The sequence below is a fragment of the Hymenobacter oligotrophus genome, assembly GCF_003574965.1.
GTDB classification, from domain to species: domain Bacteria; phylum Bacteroidota; class Bacteroidia; order Cytophagales; family Hymenobacteraceae; genus Solirubrum; species Solirubrum oligotrophum.
Genome location: NZ_CP032317.1, coordinates 2,069,683 through 2,087,350 on the forward strand (window position 1 = coordinate 2,069,683; position 17,668 = coordinate 2,087,350).

Sequence of the window (17,668 nt, forward strand, 5' to 3'; positions counted from 1 at the left end):
TTGATCAGACAGGAGAATAAAATTTATTAACTCCGTAAACGTAATCATCAATATGCCCTATCCCTGATTTTTGACAGGTTATCTCAAATCCATTATTTATTAAGAAATCAGATATATATTCTTTGGTTTTATAGAATTCATTGCCATCAACTCGATACCTAAAGTCATGACACGAAATAGCCACTCTTTTAATCTTCTTGAGATTGTCTTTTGAAATTGAATCGACAACAAATCTCTCTGCTCCTTCAATATTTGACTTCAACAAATCAATTTTGTTAATATCACGTTCTTTAAAGAACGTATCTACTCGTTTGCCTTGCACTATATAGCCATTATTTCCATTATTTTGCTGAATTGACCCCGCCAAGTACGAATCAGCATCATCAATCAGGCTAATATCTTCATCAGCTGAACTAATGGCGATATTATGCAACTCAACGTTATTTAAACAATTTTTCTTGACTATCGTCTGCAAAACATTATACACTTTGGGGTTAGCTTCGATTGCATATATTTTGCCAGTTTGCCCCACTCTGTTTGAAAGAACCAGTATCTCTTCACCCATACCCGCGCCTATATCCAGTACAAAATCACCCTCTTTTACCTCGTACCCGTAGAGCGCAGTTGAGTCACACCAATCTTCAAAACCTTTATATGTAATTGGCCAGTGCAATGCCTGTGAAGGAAGAAATTTATCATTTACTTTATAAACAAAGAATCTATCATTAAATAAACTAGTAAATCCATGTAAGTTCTGATGATTAAGCTTAAATAATGGCTTCAATACTATGTACCTATAGTAATCCCATTTAATCAGCTTCATCGACTGCATCAATAGTTTTAGTATGACCTTTTTCATGGATTTTAAAATGAGGAAAGATTATGTTCGCTAGAAAGAAACTAGAAACGCTTTAGTGGCCTAAGGTAACGAAGTAACGTAATAATATACACTACATCATATATTAAGTATTATTCTTTGCAATCTGTATTACCAGTTTTGATAGTGGCGCAACCTATGGATTAGCCGTACTAACGGGCATGAAAGCCCTTTTCTACTGTGGCGCACCCAAGTTGCGAAAACGCGGCCTGCTCCGAAATTACAAGCTACACCATTGCTTTTTTGTAACCGGCGTACGAATCGGCCCATTCCAGGCACTTACCAATGCATACGACGAGGCGCGCAGGTTTGCTTACTATCAGGTTACGCGCTGTGGCCGGGCGAACCGCAACGCGTGCGTCCTCAGGTACAGCAGTGGTACCCTGCTCTACGTTCCGGGCCAGTGGGTTCTTTTCCTCTAAGAGTGGTGGCGCCGCAGTCGGAACAAGTTACCATCTACTGCTTACGCAAGTCAGCGCGGTTGAACCACTCACGAGATTCGATGTATACCATTAAGGTTTTGCTACCTATAATCGGAATTAAATGTAACTGATCATTAGGACAACATGTTTAAGTAGCCAGTGTATTACTGTGAAAATCAAAGTAATGCAATATGGTTTTTACACTATCGAAAATTAGAAACACGAATAGCAATTGATTGCCTCTATACTACGCCGCAATTCTTGTTTGTAAAGGCACAGAAAAGCCCGACCTCACCGGCCGGGCTTTTGTTTTTAACTAAGGGTAAGAAGATTAAGCTTCCTTGGTAGCGTGGGTAATGGCCTCCACCATGGCCTCCGAAATACCTGTGGTGCTGAAGCCACCGTCATGCATCAGGTTTTGCATGGTTACGTAACGGGTCAGGTCCGAGAACAGCGATACGCAGTAATCGGCGCAAGCCTCGGCCGGGGCGTTGCCCAGCGGCGAGAGGCGGTCGGCGTACTCGTAAAAAGCGTCGAAGCCGCTAATGCCGGTGCCGGCCGTGGTTTTGGTGGGCGACTGCGAGATGGTGTTTACGCGCACCTTCTTTTGGGTACCTAGGCGCTGGCCGTAGCTACGGGCAATACTCTCGAGCACGGCCTTGGCCTGCGACATATCGGTGTAGTCGAGGAAAGCGCGCTGGGCCGCGATGTACGACAGGGCTACTACCGAGCCCCACTCGTTCAGGGCGTCCTGCTTCTCGGCCACGTGCAGCATCTTGTGGAACGACAGCGCCGAGATGTCGAGCGTCTTCTGGAACCAGTCGTAGTTCAGCTCTCCGTAATGCTTGCCTTTGCGGATGTTCGGGCTCATGCCGATGGAGTGCAGCACGAAGTCGATTTTGCCGCCCAGTTGCTCCACCGCGCCGCTGAATACTTTCTCTAGGTCTTCAACAATAGTGGCATCGGCCGCAATGATCGGAGCATTGCACTGCTCGGCCAGCTTGTTGATTTCGCCCATGCGCATGGCGAGGGGCGCGTTGCTGAGCACAAACGTAGCGCCTTCTTCGTGGCAGCGCTGGGCTACCTTCCAGGCAATAGATTGTTCGTTGAGCGCACCGAAGATGATGCCGCGCTTGCCGGCAAGTAGGTTGTTGGCCATAAAAACGGTTGAGTCGAGTCGGAGGAAGGAATATGGAATGGGCAAAAATAGGGTTTCGGCCCGAACGTGATGTTTCGCTCTGCTCGCGAAATAAAAAGAACGTCATTCCGAGCGCAGCCGAGGAATCTCGCGTGCTGACGTCGGATAGCAATCTACTATCTGACCAAACATGCAAAACTCCTCGACTGCGCTCGGAATGACGTTCAGTAGAACAGGGTTTACGCCGCTACCAACTCGCTTTCGCCGCGCATTGAGAGCAGTTCGCGGGCGCTTTGCACGGCGTTTTCGGTAACGCGGGCCCCCGAAATCATCTGCGCGATTTCGCGGATGCGCTCCTCTTCCGTCAGGCGCCGGATGCGGCTAACCGTGCGGTCGGCGCGGTCTTCTTTGTACACGAAGAAGTGCGCATCGCCGGCAGCAGCCATTTGCGGCAGGTGCGAAATGGTGATGAGCTGGTGCTTCTTGGCCATTTGCTGCATCATGCGGCCCACTTTCACGGCAATTTCGCCCGAAATACCCGTGTCGATTTCGTCGAACACGATGGTGGGCAGGGCCGTTTTGTCGGCGAGCAGGTACTTCACGCACAGCATCAGGCGCGAGAACTCGCCGCCCGAGGCCGCTTTGCTCAGGGTTTGCGGCTGGGCGCCTTTGTTGGCCGTGAAGAGCAGGCTAATAACATCGGTGCCGCTGGCGGTTGGCTGGCCGGCGCTGTGCTGTACCACCAAGCGGGCGTTGGGCATCCCTAGGTCGAAGAGCAGCTCGGCAAGCTCGCGCTCGAACTGCGGGAAGGCCTTGCGCCGCTGCTCCGACAGGTGGGCGGCACGCTTGTTTACGGTAGCCAGGGCGCCCTCCGCATCCTTGCGCAAGCGCCCAATTTCTTTGTCGAGGTTCAGCACCGAGCCTACTTTTTGCTGCAGCTCGTCGCGCACGGCTAGCAGGCTTTGTAGGTCGCGCACTTGGTGCTTGCGCTGCAGGTTGTAAAGCACTGTCAGGCGGGCCTGCAGTTCCTCCAGGCGGCGCGGGTCGGCTTCGGTGCGCTGCTCGGCCAGCTCAGTTTCGTCGGCAATGTCGCGCAGCTCAATCAAACACGACTCGAGCCGCTCCTTTAGCTGACGTGCCGACTCAGAGTAGCCCGCAATGTGCCCCAGCATAATGCTGGCCTCCTTTAGCGACGAGGTAGCACAGTACTCCCCTTCCGACAGGCTTTGCAGCGCGTACGTGAGTTTTTGCTTGATTTCTTCGGCGTGCTCCAGCTCTTTCAGCTCCTGCTCTAAGGCTTCTTGGTTGTCGCCATCGAGGCGAGCCTCTTCCAGTTCGTTGAGCAAAAAGCTGTGGTAGTCGAGCTCTTTGTTGGCTTGGGCTACCTGGTCTTCGAGGTGTTTAAGGTCGGCGGCGAGCTTGCGGTACTGCCGGTAGGCGCTGCTGTACTGCGTGCGGGTGGGCACCAGGCCGGCGTATAAGTCAATCAGGTTCAGCTGAAAAACCGCGTCGCCGAGCAGCAGCGTATCGTGCTGCGAGTGGATGTCCATCAGGTTGGCGCCCACTTTTCGCAGCGTTTCCACCGTCACGGGGGTATCGTTCACGAACGCGCGCGACTTGCCGTTGGGGCTGATTTCGCGGCGCAAAATGCACTGCGCGTCGTAATCGATGTCTTCGGCCTCAAAAATGTCCTGCAGGTGGTAGCCCGAAATGTCGAACTGGCCCTCAATCACGCATTTTTTGGCGGTGTTGAAGAGCAGCTTCGAGTCGGCCCGGTTGCCCAAAAGCAAACCAATAGCGCCGAGCATAATGGACTTGCCGGCGCCGGTTTCGCCCGTGATAATGCTCAGCAGCGACGAGGGCCGCAGTTCCAGCGACTCGATGAGGGCGTAGTTCTGTATGCGGAGGTCAACCAGCATAAGGTTGATGGTTGCGTGGATAGATGAGGACAAGCGCCACCTAGGCGAGGCGGCAGCCAAGTGGATACTCACAAACTTACTAAAACGTTTAGCCCATCCGCAAGCACCATTTCTAACTCACTTAGCAAATAATAACAAAAAGTGGCTTGGCAAGCAATCTGACGCAGATAAAAAAATTAGCAGCGGCAAACCTTGTTCGGCTTGCTGCTGCTAACGTGTGGTAACTCAACCGCCTAGGTCGCAGGTCAGCGTTGTTGCAAAATGGCTTGGTACTTGGCCGAGTTGGTGGGGTCAACTTCCTGCAGCAGCGCTACCACGCCCTGTTTCTGGTCGGCCGACTGGCTGCTGCGGTAGATGTTGGCAATTTCATCGGCCTTGGTTTCGAAGAATGCACGGATAAGCGTGGAGCCCGGCCGCCGCTGGTTGGCCTGCTGAATGCCCTGCAACGCTGCGAAAATGCTGCTGCGGGCGTCGTCGGGTTTCTGAATAAACACATCGAGCCCTTGGCGGTAATAGGCGTATACGGCCGAGCGCAAGGCTTCGAGCTGCGGGTCTTGCATGCCGTTGAGCAGCCAGTAGCGGCTGCGCTGGTCGCGCTTGCCGTTGTCCTTCCAGCCGTCGTCGCCGTCGGTGCTCTGGCCGGCTGCCACCTGCAAAATGTTGCGGGCGCGGTCGAAGTAGCGCGAACCACCTAGGGGCGAGAAGCTGTCCTGATCCATGCCGATAATCATGTAGGCGTAAAAGCCCAGTATCGACGACAGGTTGTTGACGTAGGAATTCTCCGAAAAATCGAGCGGCTGGCCGGGCAGGTAAGTAAACTGCCACGACTCCGCGTAGCTCATCAGGTTGGTTTCGTAGGCGGTGCCGTACACCGGCCGCGAGCTGAAAATGCGCGCCGTGGTTTGGTAAGTGCCGTTTTGCGGAATGGCGTTGATGCCGATGAAAATGCGGCACCGAATGCGCTCTTCCGGCTTGTACACGTCGTTCGTCCAACGCCGGTTGTTCAAGAAATCGGCAATTTCCTTCTGCATCCGGCTAATCAGTTGCGGGTCGGTAATGGCCACGTTTTGGGCCGTTACTTCCACTTCGGCCAGCAGCTCCTGCGCCTGTACGGGCCGGGTGCCGGCCAGCACGAGCAGCAGCAGACCTAGGCAGAAATATATACCGTTACGCAACATGGGGCTGAAGGCGGGCAACAATGGCGGAAACAATATCGTGGGCAACGGCGGCTTTGGGTTTTAGCTCGAAAGCCGTGGCGCCGTTGGCATCCACGAGGGTGATTTTGTTGGTATCGTGGCGAAAACCTGCGCCGGCATCGCGGAGCGAGTTCAGCACCACCAGATCGAAGTTCTTGCGCCGCAGCTTATCCTGGGCGTGGCGCAGCTCGTCCTGCGTCTCCAACGCAAAACCCACCGAAAATTGTTCGGGCCGTTTGGTTTGGCCGAGCGTGGCGGCAATGTCGATGTTCTTCACCAGTTCCAGCACCAGGGTTTCATCCGAGCCGTCGTCGCGCTTTTTTATCTTCTCGGTGGCAACGGTGCCGGGCCGGTAATCGGCCACAGCCGCCGCAAAAACCCAGATATCGGCCTGCGAAGCCACGGCCGCAGCGGCTTCGTACATTTCCTGCGCTGTTTGCACCCGCACTACCTGCACGGCTGGGTGCTCAATGCTTAGGTTGGTAGGCCCGCTCACCAACGTCACCTCAAACCCAGCATCGGCAAACTCCTGCGCCAGGGCATAGCCCATTTTGCCGGTGGAGTGGTTGCCGATAAACCGCACCGGATCGATGGGCTCGTAAGTGGGGCCAGCCGTGAGCAAAACACGCTGGGGCGAATTCTGAATTCTGAATGTTGAATTCTGACTTGAGTTGGTAGTGTCGCTAGCGAATCCAGAATTCATAATTCATCATTTAGAATTCTAATGATTTCCTCCGGCTCCTGCATACGGCCGGGGCCGCTGAGGCCGCTGGCTAGCTCGCCGGCCGGCGACTCCAGCACCTGTACACCATCCTGCCGCAGGCGCTCCAGGTTGCGCTGCGTAGCCGGATGCTGGTACATATCCAGGTCCATGGCTGGGGCTACCATGGTGGGGCAGCGCGCCGAAAGGTACACGGCCGTGAGCAAGTTGGGGCACAGGCCGTTGGCCAAAGCACCTAGGGTATTGGCGCTGGCAGGGGCAATCAGCAGCAGATCGGCCCACAGCCCTAGGTCGACGTGGTTGTGCCACACACCCGACTGCTCGTCCTTGATAAAGCCTTGCAGCACGGGCCGCTTCGAGAGCGTGGCAAGGGTAATGGGCGTAACAAAAGCCGAAGCCGAGGGCGTCAGGATTACCTGCACCTCGGCTCCGGCTTTTATCAGCAGCCGCACCAATGCGGCCGATTTGTAAGCGGCAATGCTGCCACTCACGCCCAGCAATATGCGGCGGCCTGCCAGCATCACAGCCTAGGCTTTGCTAACCTACTCGGCTTTCTCGGCCGTGGGCTCCTCCGGCTCGGGCATCCGGAAGGTTACTTTGCCTTCCAGGAACTCCTCGATTGCCAGGTTGGTGGGCTTGGGCAGACGCTCGTAGTGCTTCGAAATCTCGATTTGCTCGCGGTTTTCGAACACCTCCTCGAGGTTGTCAACGGTGGTGGCAAATTCGGCCAGCTTGCTGTTCAGCTCTTCCTTGAGCTTCACCGAAATCTGGTTGGCGCGCTTCGAGATGATAGCAATCGACTCGTACACGTTGCCGGTTTCGTTCACGAAGTCCGACAGGTTGCGGGTAACGATGGAAGCAGGAACGTTGCTAGGTACTTTCATAACCAAGTGATGGTTGAGGAATCTGGACAAATATGGCCAAACGCGGCGGTTTGGTTACTGCGCCTTGGGCGTGGTGGCGGTGGCACCCTCGCTGGCCGGCTGGTTTTCTTTCAGGAATTTTTGAGCGGAGTCGTACAGCTGCTCGGCATCTTTCAGGTTTTTGCTTTGCGGGAAGGCATCGACAAAGGCCTGGTAATACGCCACGGCTTCGGCGTAACGCTCGCGCTGCTTGTTTTCCACGCTTTCGCGGGCTAGCTCGTACTGCGATACGAACTTGAGGTATGCTACCTGCTCGCCGTAGGGCGAAGAAGGATATTGCTGCTGGAACCCATTTAAGGCTACCACGGCCGACTGAAAGTAGCGCAGCGAGTAGTAGAGTTTAGCCGATTCAAAGGCTTTCACGTCCAGCTTTTTCTGCAGCTCGTTCGACATGCCCTCGGCCTCGGAGCGGAACTTGCTTTCGGGGCGGCGGTTCAGGAACTCCTGAATGGACTCGAGCGCCGCGAAGGTGTTGGTTTGATCGAGCTCAAATTCGGGCGAATCCTTGAACAGCGACTTGGCGTGCATGAACTCGGCCTCTTCGGCAAACGGCGAAGCGGGGTACGTAGCCGCAAACTGATCGAAGTAGTACGCGCTCAGCGTATAGTTGCGCTGGCGGTAGTTGGTGTTGGCAAAGTAAAACTCGGCCTTTTCGGCTTCGGGGCGGCCTTTCAGCAGCGGAATCAGCGGCTCCAGCAAGGTGCCGGCCTTGTAGTAGTCGTGCTTGTTTTCGTAGTAGTCGATGGCCGCCGTGTACTTCTTGTTCACGTCGGTGCTTTTCAGCAGCTTCTGGTAAGAGCTGCAGGCACCGAGCAGCAAGGTGCTCATCAGCAAGGCGACGACGCGAAGGCGGAATACGGACATAAGGGGGACAAAGGTAAGGGTTTGGCGGCCCAACGCAAAAGCCGCTCAGCCACAGGAGCCCAGCACCGGTGCAAAGGTTGCGCTGGTGCAAGCCCTAACACTTATCGTTTGGGTTTGGTGCTGCCCAAGGTAGCAGGCTTTTGGGTAGGAGCTGGTTTAGCAGCCGGAGCGGCCTTAGCCGGCCGGGCTGCGGGCTTGGGCGCAGCGGGTTTGGCGGCCGGCTTGGCAGCGGCCTTGCCCTTGGCAGGCGTTTTTTTTGCGGCCACCTTCTTGGCCGGTTTGCCTTTGGGCTTGGCAGCGGGCGCAAAATGCTTGCCCAACACGGCACGGCGGGTGGGCTTTTGGGCTATCAACCACTGAAACCCTTTCAGCTGTTTGTCGTCTTCCTTGAGCTCGTGCGGCGGTATAAAGCTCGCATCGGGGTTGGTGAGGAAGGTGATGGTTTGCAGTTTGTTATCGGCAAAGCGCAGGGCCATGTTGGCCGATACGGCTTTGTTCAGGCCCGTGGTAGCGGTGTCGTTTTCGAGGGCGTGGTACAAGCTCTCGGCGTTGCCCAGCACATCAACCTTGCGCAGCTTGCTGTTGCTAAAGTGGGCCACCATGTTGCGGCCTTTCACCTGATTAAAGTTCAGGAGTGTATCCTGGCCGACGATAAACGAGTTGGCGTACAGCCGCATCTGGTCAATCTTCTGCCGCCGCAGTCGGATTTCCATCGAGTCGGCCGTGAGCTGGTTTTTCTGATTCCAGAGCACCGGCTTGGTGTTCAGGTAAATCACCGAGTCGCGGCGGTTGTAGGTAAGCGAGTCGCAGCGGCCTTGCAGCTCGCCGCGGTAAATTTTGACGCGCCGGTAAGCGTAAATAATGCCGGGGTCGTTGGCTACACGGCGCTCCACGCTCATCAGCGTATCGGCGGCGAGGTACAGCGTGTCGCGGTCGGCAATGCTGCGCATCACCGGCGAGCCGTACACCTTGGCCCGACCTAGGGTACGCCAGTAACGGCCCACGTCGCCGCGAATCACCACGTTGTCCTTTTTGGCCGTCATCGACACGTTGCCGCGGGCCACGCCGTACTGCCGGGCCTCGTCGTAAATCAGCTGGTCGCCACCTAGCAGGTAGTTTGGCGTCTCGATTTTGGCGTTGCGCTGGAAATCCGACACCCGCGTGCGGGTGTTGTAGGTGCCTTTTTCGGCGTAGAGGTTGCCCTGCTGCCCCGTAATGCGCGTGGGCCCGAAGAAGTACGCCACCTTGGTTTGGGTGTTGAACTGCAGCGTGTCGTTGGTGATGGTGTAATCCTTGCTCACCAGCTTTACGTTGCCCCGGAAGCTGAACACCTGCGTTTCGGTGTTGTAGTAGCCGCGCTGCGAATCGAGCGTGTTCTCGGAGTCGACGATGTGGCCGCCGTCGCGGTAAAAAGCGATGCGACGGTTCAGGTCGTAATCAAGAGCGGGCGTAGTAAGCGTGATGCGCGGGTCGCGCAGCGTTACGTTGCCGGTCATGCGGGCCAGGCGGGCGTCGCCGTCGTAAAACCCACGGTCGCCGGTTATGGTAACCGTGTCGTTCTGCACCACACGCACGTTGCTAAAGGCCTCAATGGCGTTGCGGTCGGCGTACTGGTAGGCCGAGTCGCAGTACAGGTACGTATCGCCCTGCCGAAAACTCACGTTGCCGATCAGCTTCCGGATTTGGCGGCCGTTGAACACGCCGCCCACCAATTCGCCAGCGCCCGGCAGCAGCTCAATGCGTTGGCCTTTTTGGGGCGGAGCCGTTTGGGCGGGGCGGCGCTGCGCCCACACCAGCGGCACCGACGCAAGCAGCAACAAAAAGCAGAGGAAGAAGAAACGAAGGCGCATCGGCGCAAAAGTACAGAACCCCAGCCCTAACGCACACGCGTCAGGTTTGGTGCATTTGCCGGGTTGGTGCGGGGACTACGGTTGCGGCCCAGCTGCTTCAGCATCTGCGGCACGTTGTCTACCTCAATGGCATCGGGCTGCAGGGCCAGTAAGCGCCTGATGGATTTGCCCGAACGCCCGCCAAACAGCACTACTTGCAAGCCCGCCGACCGCACCTGCGCCACGTGCTCGGGCGTGGCCAAGCGCTTGGGCAGCACCACCGCCCGCACGCCCTCTACGGCCGCTAGCGGCAACCGCTCATTAAACCGATCGGTAATTTCCAGACCTAGGGCCACGCCGGGCAGCTCGGTTTTAAATTGCCGAAGCGTGGGCACGTGCTCCGTCACAATTAGCACCCGCTCGGGTGGCACCTGGTATTGCCGCAGCAACCGACCTAGGGCGCGCACCAACCTGGGCGAACGAGCATGGGGCTGCTGGGGCTGGCAGGCATCGTTTTCGTGCAAATCAAGGTGCAGGTACGGAAACGCTGGCCGTTTGCTTAGCTCCTGCAGCAGTTGCTCGAGCGTGGCAATGCGCTGCTGCTGAAACCAATCGTAAGGCGGGCCGCCGCGGTAACTCAGCTGCTGCAAGGCGGCGGCGCGGTGCTGGCTTACGCAGCCGTGGCCGGTGGTCATGCTTTGCAGCTCGGCGTCGTGGTAGAGCACCGGTACGCTGTCTTGGCTGAGTTGCACGTCCACCTCTACCCCATCGGCGCCGGCACCTAGGGCCTTGGCTACCCCGGCCAGGCTGCTTGGCGGCAACGGGTTAAACGGATTTATGGGCGTGAAGAACCCCGAACCCGCGTGCCCAATTACCCGCACCGGCGCGTGGCCCGGGCCGACGGTGGTGCTGCCGCTGCCCGCGTGGCGGCTGCAGCCGGCCAACACACCTCCAAGCACACAAACCAGCCAATTGGCGCGGCGCGCCAGCACGGTAACGGCGTAACGTTTGAGCATAGTAGATCGGCTATACTTTACACTCGATCTACTGATTGGCAGCCGCTTAGGTTTAGCCACCCAGGCGGTTTCGCGGCGGGGCGAGCAGGCGCTACCTTTGCGCCTCCCCTTGTACTGTGCTTGTATGCTCGACCGCGTTCGTGAGTTTATTGCCGAAAACAACCTGTTCAACCCCGAAACCGACCAGCTGCTGGTGGCCGTGAGCGGCGGCATGGATTCGGTGGTGCTGCTCGATGTGCTGCACCGCCTGGGTGTGGGCGTGGCGGTGGCGCACTGCCACTTCGGCTTGCGCGGCGAGGAGGCCGATGCCGACGAGGAGTTTGTGCGCAAGCTGGCCAAGAAGTACGACGCCCCTTACTTCGCCGAGTTCTTCGACACGAAGGGTTTTGCCGAGCAAGAAGGTTTGTCAACCCAAATGGCTGCCCGTGTGCTGCGCTACCAGTGGTTCGAGCAGGTGCGGCGCACCCAACAGCTGGGTTACATAGCCACCGCGCACCACCGCCGCGACGCCGCCGAAACCATGCTCCTGAACCTGACGCACGGCACCGGGCTGCGCGGCCTGCACGGCATACCTGCCCGGCAAGGCCACGTGGTACGCCCGCTGCTGGGCATCGGCAAGGAGGATATGTTTGACTACGTGGTGGAGCGCCGCCTGGTGTGGCGCGAAGACTCCTCGAACGAAAGCACCGCTTACCAGCGCAACAAGCTGCGCCACGAGGTGCTGCCCACCCTGCGCGAGCTAAACCCCAACCTCGACGAAACCCTGCAACACACCGCCGAGCGCGTGCAGGGCGCCGAGTTGCTGGTGCAGCACATGGTGGAGCAAGCCACCCAGCAAGCCCGCCGCGACGAAGATCAGGCCGTGTACATCAACATTGGGGTGCTGCAGGCCACGCCCGCCACGGCCGTGGTATTGCAGGAAATGCTGCGGCCCTTTCATTTTTCGTGGCTAGTGGTCAAGGACATTGTGGCCTCGTTCCGGGCCACGTCGGGGCGGCAGTTCGAGTCGCCCACGCACTTGCTCGTGAAAGACCGCGACCAACTCGTCATCACGCCCAAAAACCTAGGTGGCTTCGGTACCTTTCAGCTACAGGCAGGCCAAGCCGAGCTAGTAGCCGAGGGCCTGCGCCTAACGGTAACCGAGCGCCCGGCCGAGGGCTACAAAATCCCTAGGTCGCGCGAGGTGGCCGCCTTCGATGCCGACAAGCTGAAGTTTCCGCTGACGCTACGCAAGTGGCGCGAGGGCGACTGGTTTATGCCCATCGGCCTGAAGGGCAAAAAGAAGCTCAGCGACTTTCTCATCGACGAAAAAGTACCCCTGAACCTGAAGCCGCAAGTGCCGTTGCTCGTTACGCCCGATGGCAAAGTAACCTGGGTAGTTGGCTACCGCCCCGACGACCGGTTTAAAGTGACGGAGGAAACGCAGCGGGTGCTGGAGGTGCGCTTGCAACGCCAACCGACGAAGTAAAACCTAGGCAGCGCGGGCCATAAAGTCCGCGCTACTTCGCTGTCGGGGGTGCTACTTCGCGCCACTCTTTCTACCTTGCAAGCGCGTAACCCCATCTTTCAATTCCCATTCCGTACCCCATGAAAGTAACCGTTGTAGGGGCAGGTAACGTGGGCGCTACCTGCGCCGACGTACTCGCTACCCGCGAAATCGCCAACGAAATTGTTCTCGTCGACATCAAGGAAGGCATTGCCGAAGGCAAGGCTCTGGACATTTGGCAGAAGGCTCCCATCATCGGTTACGACTCGCGTACCATCGGCGTAACCAACGATTACAGCCGCACCGCTGATTCGGACGTGGTGGTAATTACCTCGGGCCTGCCCCGCAAGCCCGGCATGAGCCGCGACGACCTTATTTCGGTTAACGCCGGCATCGTGAAGTCGGTAACGGAGCAAGTGGTGAAGTACTCGCCCAACGCCATCATCATCGTGGTATCAAACCCGCTCGACGTGATGACCTACCAAGCGCACCTCACCTCGGGCCTCGACCGCACCAAGGTATTTGGCATGGCTGGCATCCTCGATACCGCTCGCTACCGTGCATTCTTGGCTGAGGCCCTGAATGTAAGTCCCAAAGACATTCAGGCAGTACTGATGGGTGGCCACGGCGACACCATGGTGCCCCTGCCCCGCTACACCACCGTGGGCGGCATTCCGGTAACCGAGCTGATCGGCAAAGAGCAACTCGACGCCATTGTGCAGCGCACCGCTGTTGGCGGCGGCGAGCTGGTGAAACTGATGGGTACCTCGGCTTGGTACGCTCCGGGTGCCGCCGCCGCGCAAATGGTTGAGGCCATCGTGCGCGACCAGCGCCGCGTGTTCCCGGTGTGCGTAGAGCTGAAAGGCGAGTACGGCATCGACGGCGTGTACCTGGGTGCTCCGGTTATCCTCGGCAAAAACGGCATCGAGCGCATCATCGAGCTGCAGCTGAACGACGACGAGAAGGCCCTGCTCGAAACCTCGCGCGGCCACGTGAAAGAGGTAATGGATGCGCTGGACAAAATGGGCCAGCCCGCCAACGCGTAACTCGGCTTAACGGCCGGAACTGCGCGAGCCGCTATGCCTTCGGGCGTAGCGGCTCGTTTGTTTTCTGTCATTCCGAGCCAAGCGAGGAATCTGGTGGAGTCTTGCCCTGCCCAAAATCACGACGCGCGCAAGTGTGGCGCTACTGGTTCGGGCCTAACCGCCGTCTGCTTTCCCCAAATTCCTCGCTTGGCTCGGAATGACAAAAAGCAGCGGCCCCACCCAGGAGTTACCGAGCGGGGCCGCTGCATAGCGCAATCAGTGCAAACTATTTCTGGCTGGCCCGAAACAGCTTCTGCTTTTCGTCCTTGGAAAGGCTTTCGTAGCCGGAGCGCGAAATCTTGTCCAGAATAAGGTCGATTTCTTCTTGCGGCGGTTGGGCCAAACCGCCGCGCTTGCTACCGGCCGCATTGGCTTGCGGGCTGCGGTGCGTTACGCGCAAGCGCGGCCGCCCGTGCAACAACCCGTTAATCCATTCGCCTACGGCAATAACCGGCCGGCCCAAATCGCGGCCGCGCTGCAGTTGGTTGATGTACACGAAGCCCAGCACGGCGCCGCCTAGGTGGGCAATTTGCCCGCCGGGGTTGGTACCGTTAATGCCGGCAATCGAAATCAGCACCACCGCCGCAGCAATGTACTTGATGCGCACGGGGCCAATCAGCAGCAAACTAAAAGTGTAATCGGGCAAGAGCGTGGCCGCCGCTACTATTACAGCCGTAACGGCGCCCGAGGCACCCAACATGGGCACGCCCAAACCCGGCCGCAGCACCGGCACCAAATTGTAGCTCAGCACAAAAAACAACGCCCCTACCAAGGCCCCCAGAATGTAGAGGCTCACCAGGCGTCGGTCGCCTAGGTACTCGCGCACCAGCATGCCAAACCAGTACAGGTTTAGCATGTTGAACAGAATGTGAAAAAAGCCGTCGTGGGTAAAGGCATAGGTGAGTACCGTCCAGGGGTGCCGAATCAGGTTCGGCAGGTCGGAGGGCATGGCCAGCTGGCGCAGCACTACTTCGTAGGCGTCGCCAACGCTGCTCAGGTGCAACACCGCGCGCATCACCACCAGCAACGCAAACACCAGCACGTTGATGACCAACAGCTGATTCAGCGCGTTGTCGCGGCGGGTGAAGGTCTGCTGAATATCGGCGAAGATGCTCATGGCAAAAGGTGGGTTAGTAGAAGCGCGAGTGGTGCCGTTCCCAGTATTTCAACAGCAGGAAACCGAACAACATTCCGCCCAGGTGGGCGAAGTGGGCCACGTTGTCGCCGGGGTTGCGCTCCACGCCGGCGTAGAGCTCGTACAGCCCGTACAGCGCCACGAAATACTTGGCCTTGATGGGAAACGGAAAAAACAGGAGCATCAGCTCCGTATTGGGGAAAAGATAGGCAAAAGCCAGCAGAATGCCGAAGAGGGCCCCGGAGGCGCCCACCATCGGGCCATTAAGCGCGCGCTCGTAAATCGTATCGACGCTCTCGATTGCGCCCCTGATATTATTTTGATTGCCGGGGTTTAGCTGAATGTCGCGGGCCACCATCTCGTAGCCTTGGCCCTGCGGGTAGTAGTCGCGGTAAAAGTCGCTGAAGCCCACGGCGCTCGGCGACTCCACAAAGGCGTTGCGCGCGTCGCGCATTTGCGCCAACTCATATTCCCGAATACCGGAATAAAGCACCCCCGCTCCTACCCCGCAAATCAGCCAGAAAGCCAGGAACCGCTGCGGGCCCCAGCGCATTTCCAGCATCGGCCCGAAGGAAAACAGGCCAAACATGTTGGACAGCAAATGCACCCAACCCGCGTGCATAAACATGTACGTGAGGTGCTGGAAGGGCTGAAACAGGTCGGAAGTCCAGGGGTAAAGGGCCAACAAAAGCGGCACTACCCCAAGCGCACCCATGCCTTCGAGTAGCAACAGCCCTACGTTAATTAGGAGCAGGTTGCGCACCATGGGGGTGACATTGAGCATACGCAGAGCAGATTAGGCTAATAACTGAATGGGAGCCGGCGCCGAAAGCGCACCCGGTGCCCGGCAACAAACCTGCTTACGCAAAACAAGCAGGCACAGCGGTACCGCCACCCGGCCGCCGCTCGGGGCGAAGGTATAACCGCCGCGCAAACTGCACGGTTTAAGCTTCTCCCGGTTTGGCCGCTGGGCCGGCCAGGCCACCGCCCCAACCTAGGAGTTAGCTCCGGAAAAATGCTTGCAGCTGATCGAGCTCCAGCATTACGAGGGTGCGCTGGCCATCGGGCGTGTAGCCGGGCGTTTGGCAGGCAAACAGCTTATCGATAAGGGCCGTCATCTCCACTTCGCTCAGGCGAGTTGCGGCCGAAGCGGCCACGCGGCGGGCCAGACTGCGGGCCAATTGCTCGCGGCGGTCGAGGCGGGCGCGCACGCCCGGCATCCGAAATTGCTCGAGCAGGCCCTCGAGCAATTCTTTCTCGTTGGCGCGGCTGGGTACGTCGGAGGGCAGGCCTTCCACCACAATGGTGTTGGGCCCAAACTCCGAAAACCGAAACCCTAGGTCGTGCAGCTCGGTGGTTACCTCGCGCAGCACGGCAAAGTCGCCGGGCGAAAATGCCACCGTACGCGGAAAGAGCAGCGTTTGCGAGGCGCTGCTTTCCTCGGCAATCTGCTGCTGGTACTGCTCGTACAAAATTCGCTCGCGGGCCGCAACGTGGTCAATCATCATCAGCCCCGATTTTACAGGCACCAGCACGTACTGCTGCACCTGCACCACCCGGCGGCTGGGCATGGCGCCCGGCGCCGCGGCGCCGCCCTCGGCTGCGCCGGTGCTGGGGCCGTGCGTAAGCGGCAGCTCGGGCGAGGCCGGTGCCGCGGGGGCCGCTTGCACGGCGGGCACCGGCGGCAGCACCGGAATGGCGGGCAGTGGCTCGGGTTTGGCATCGGGCGCTTCGGCCTCAATGTCGTCGAGGGCGCCGGGTTGGCTTAGGGTTTTGTAGAAGTCTTCCAGGGCCTTACGGGCTTGTTCGGTGGGGCGCGGCGTCAGGGGTTTTTCGTCGGTCCAGCGGGCGGCTTCGCGCGTGGGCCGGGCCGGTGCGGCAGCGGCGGCCATGGCGGCGGCCAAAGCCCCGCCTTCGTGCCCTAGGTCGCGGTGGTGCGCGGCATCGTCGGCATCGGCAAAGTCTGAAATCGAGCCCGTGCGCAAGCCCGCCAGCGGAGCAAAGTTCACATTGCTTTCGAAGTCCAACGACGGTGCCATGTTGTGCAGACCTAGGGCCTGCTTAACGGCGGCGCGCACAATGGCGTAAACGGTTTTCTCGTCCTCGAACTTGATTTCCGTTTTCGTTGGGTGCACGTTGATGTCGATGGTCTTGGGGTCGAGCTCCAAAAACAGCACGTAAAACGGGTGCGTCTCTTTGGGCAGCAGGCCCTCGTAAGCCGCCAACACGGCGTGGTTGAGGTAGGCCGAACGGATAAAGCGCCCGTTTACGAAGAAAAACTGGTCGCCGCGGCTTTTCTTGGCCGATTCGGGCTTGCCGATGTAGCCTTTTACCGAAATAAACGGCGTAACCTCCTCAACTAAAGCCAACTGCTCTTTGTAGCTATTGCCTAGCAAGGCCACCACGCGCTGGCTTAGCTTGCCGGCGGGCAGGTTAAACACCTCCAGGTCGTTTTGGTACAGCGAAAAGCTGATGCTCGACTTCGACAAGGCCACGTGCTGAAACTCGTCGAGGATGTGGCGCATTTCCACCGCATTGCTCTTCAGAAAGTTGCGACGCGCCGGCACGTTAAAAAACAGGTTTTTCACGGCGATGCTGGTGCCATCGGGGCAGGCCGTGGGCTGCTGGCTTACCACCTGCGAGCCTTCTACCAGCAGCTGCGTACCGGTATCCTGGACCTGCAGCTTCGATTTGATTTCTACCTGCGCCACGGCCGCAATCGAGGCTAAGGCCTCGCCCCGGAAACCTAGGGTACGAATCCGAAACAGATCCTCAGTGGTGCGGATTTTACTTGTGGCGTGCCGCTCCAGGCTCATGCGCGCATCCGTCGCCGACATACCCGAGCCGTTATCAACCACTTGCACCAGCTGCTTGCCGGCCTCCTTTACAATGAGCTGAATTTGGGTGGCGCCGGCATCCACGGCGTTTTCCAGCAGCTCTTTCACCACCGAGGCCGGGCGCTGCACCACCTCGCCGGCGGCAATCTGGTTGGCTAGGTACTCGGGCAGCAGTTGAATGATATCGGACATGGCAATACGAACCTCGACGGGACTTGCG

At 58.1% G+C, this 17,668-nt stretch carries 15 protein-coding genes; 2 read left to right on the top strand and 13 right to left on the bottom strand.

Annotated features, from left to right (window positions below; all coding sequences use genetic code 11):
* Window positions 1-4 precede the first annotated feature (4 nt).
* From D3Y59_RS08875 to D3Y59_RS08920, 10 genes are all read right to left on the bottom strand, one after another.
* Window positions 5-859, bottom strand: coding sequence for an FkbM family methyltransferase (locus tag D3Y59_RS08875; RefSeq protein WP_119444729.1), 855 nt, complete (start codon window positions 857-859; stop codon window positions 5-7).
* Between the two features lie 771 nt (window positions 860-1,630).
* Window positions 1,631-2,458 carry an enoyl-ACP reductase FabI gene (locus tag D3Y59_RS08885; protein ID WP_119444731.1) on the bottom strand — a complete coding sequence of 276 codons (828 nt, stop codon included), beginning with the start codon at window positions 2,456-2,458 and terminating at the stop codon, window positions 1,631-1,633.
* A 218-nt stretch (window positions 2,459-2,676) separates the two neighbouring features.
* On the bottom strand, window positions 2,677-4,356 hold the full coding sequence (gene recN / locus D3Y59_RS08890) for a DNA repair protein RecN (RefSeq protein WP_119444732.1): 1,680 nt from the start codon (window positions 4,354-4,356) through the stop codon (window positions 2,677-2,679).
* A 245-nt stretch (window positions 4,357-4,601) separates the two neighbouring features.
* Complete coding sequence (gene porD, locus D3Y59_RS08895) at window positions 4,602-5,534, bottom strand: type IX secretion system protein PorD (protein WP_119444733.1); 933 nt, start codon at window positions 5,532-5,534, stop codon at window positions 4,602-4,604.
* Window positions 5,524-6,174, bottom strand: coding sequence for a phosphopantothenoylcysteine decarboxylase (locus D3Y59_RS18805; protein ID WP_317127388.1), 651 nt, complete (start codon window positions 6,172-6,174; stop codon window positions 5,524-5,526). Before D3Y59_RS18805 ends, porD begins: the two co-directional genes overlap by 11 nt.
* A 77-nt stretch (window positions 6,175-6,251) precedes the next feature.
* Window positions 6,252-6,794 carry a flavoprotein gene (locus D3Y59_RS18810; protein WP_162910887.1) on the bottom strand — a complete coding sequence of 181 codons (543 nt, stop codon included), beginning with the start codon at window positions 6,792-6,794 and terminating at the stop codon, window positions 6,252-6,254.
* 21 nt (window positions 6,795-6,815) lie between these two features.
* On the bottom strand, window positions 6,816-7,157 hold the full coding sequence (locus tag D3Y59_RS08905) for a DNA-directed RNA polymerase subunit omega (RefSeq protein WP_119444734.1): 342 nt from the start codon (window positions 7,155-7,157) through the stop codon (window positions 6,816-6,818).
* A gap of 54 nt (window positions 7,158-7,211) precedes the next feature.
* Window positions 7,212-8,060 carry an outer membrane protein assembly factor BamD gene (locus D3Y59_RS08910; RefSeq protein WP_119444735.1) on the bottom strand — a complete coding sequence of 283 codons (849 nt, stop codon included), beginning with the start codon at window positions 8,058-8,060 and terminating at the stop codon, window positions 7,212-7,214.
* Between the two features lie 101 nt (window positions 8,061-8,161).
* Entirely contained in the window at window positions 8,162-9,910 is a 1,749-nt protein-coding gene (locus D3Y59_RS08915; RefSeq protein WP_119444736.1) for an OstA-like protein, read from the bottom strand.
* Between the two features lie 26 nt (window positions 9,911-9,936).
* Window positions 9,937-10,905, bottom strand: a complete 969-nt coding sequence (locus tag D3Y59_RS08920; RefSeq protein WP_162910656.1) for a glycerophosphodiester phosphodiesterase — start codon at window positions 10,903-10,905, stop codon at window positions 9,937-9,939.
* Window positions 10,906-11,029: 124 nt separating this feature from the next.
* On the opposite strand from D3Y59_RS08920, the gene tilS reads away from it, so the two are divergent.
* The gene (gene tilS / locus D3Y59_RS08925; protein WP_119444737.1) at window positions 11,030-12,373 is read left to right on the top strand and encodes a tRNA lysidine(34) synthetase TilS; all 1,344 of its coding nucleotides are present in this window, start codon (window positions 11,030-11,032) and stop codon (window positions 12,371-12,373) included.
* Between the two features lie 119 nt (window positions 12,374-12,492).
* On the top strand, window positions 12,493-13,437 hold the full coding sequence (gene mdh / locus D3Y59_RS08930; protein ID WP_119444738.1) for a malate dehydrogenase: 945 nt from the start codon (window positions 12,493-12,495) through the stop codon (window positions 13,435-13,437).
* A gap of 265 nt (window positions 13,438-13,702) precedes the next feature.
* Here mdh and D3Y59_RS08935 read toward each other — a convergent pair whose 3' ends face one another.
* The 3 genes from D3Y59_RS08935 to mutL all read right to left on the bottom strand — a co-directional run bounded on the left by D3Y59_RS08935 (window position 13,703) and on the right by mutL (window position 17,640).
* Window positions 13,703-14,593 (bottom strand): rhomboid family intramembrane serine protease, encoded by an 891-nt coding sequence (locus D3Y59_RS08935; protein WP_119444739.1) that lies wholly within the window; start codon window positions 14,591-14,593, stop codon window positions 13,703-13,705.
* Window positions 14,594-14,606: 13 nt separating this feature from the next.
* The gene (locus tag D3Y59_RS08940) at window positions 14,607-15,395 is read right to left on the bottom strand and encodes a rhomboid family intramembrane serine protease (RefSeq protein ID WP_119444740.1); all 789 of its coding nucleotides are present in this window, start codon (window positions 15,393-15,395) and stop codon (window positions 14,607-14,609) included.
* A 217-nt stretch (window positions 15,396-15,612) separates the two neighbouring features.
* Window positions 15,613-17,640 (bottom strand): DNA mismatch repair endonuclease MutL, encoded by a 2,028-nt coding sequence (gene mutL / locus D3Y59_RS08945; protein ID WP_119444741.1) that lies wholly within the window; start codon window positions 17,638-17,640, stop codon window positions 15,613-15,615.
* Window positions 17,641-17,668: the final 28 nt, after the last annotated feature.

Excerpts from the sequence above, each read along its gene's own strand:
- D3Y59_RS08875 (WP_119444729.1), bottom strand. The coding sequence starts at position 859 with ATGAAAAAGGTCATACTAAAACTATTGATGCAGTCGATGAAGCTGATT.
- D3Y59_RS08885 (WP_119444731.1), bottom strand. The coding sequence starts at position 2,458 with ATGGCCAACAACCTACTTGCCGGCAAGCGCGGCATCATCTTCGGTGCG.
- recN (WP_119444732.1), bottom strand. The coding sequence starts at position 4,356 with ATGCTGGTTGACCTCCGCATACAGAACTACGCCCTCATCGAGTCGCTG.
- porD (WP_119444733.1), bottom strand. The coding sequence starts at position 5,534 with ATGTTGCGTAACGGTATATATTTCTGCCTAGGTCTGCTGCTGCTCGTG.
- D3Y59_RS18810 (WP_162910887.1), bottom strand. The coding sequence starts at position 6,794 with ATGCTGGCAGGCCGCCGCATATTGCTGGGCGTGAGTGGCAGCATTGCC.
- D3Y59_RS08905 (WP_119444734.1), bottom strand. The coding sequence starts at position 7,157 with ATGAAAGTACCTAGCAACGTTCCTGCTTCCATCGTTACCCGCAACCTG.
- D3Y59_RS08910 (WP_119444735.1), bottom strand. The coding sequence starts at position 8,060 with ATGTCCGTATTCCGCCTTCGCGTCGTCGCCTTGCTGATGAGCACCTTG.
- D3Y59_RS08915 (WP_119444736.1), bottom strand. The coding sequence starts at position 9,910 with ATGCGCCTTCGTTTCTTCTTCCTCTGCTTTTTGTTGCTGCTTGCGTCG.
- D3Y59_RS08920 (WP_162910656.1), bottom strand. The coding sequence starts at position 10,905 with ATGCTCAAACGTTACGCCGTTACCGTGCTGGCGCGCCGCGCCAATTGG.
- tilS (WP_119444737.1), top strand. The coding sequence starts at position 11,030 with ATGCTCGACCGCGTTCGTGAGTTTATTGCCGAAAACAACCTGTTCAAC.
- mdh (WP_119444738.1), top strand. The coding sequence starts at position 12,493 with ATGAAAGTAACCGTTGTAGGGGCAGGTAACGTGGGCGCTACCTGCGCC.
- D3Y59_RS08935 (WP_119444739.1), bottom strand. The coding sequence starts at position 14,593 with ATGAGCATCTTCGCCGATATTCAGCAGACCTTCACCCGCCGCGACAAC.
- D3Y59_RS08940 (WP_119444740.1), bottom strand. The coding sequence starts at position 15,395 with ATGCTCAATGTCACCCCCATGGTGCGCAACCTGCTCCTAATTAACGTA.
- mutL (WP_119444741.1), bottom strand. The coding sequence starts at position 17,640 with ATGTCCGATATCATTCAACTGCTGCCCGAGTACCTAGCCAACCAGATT.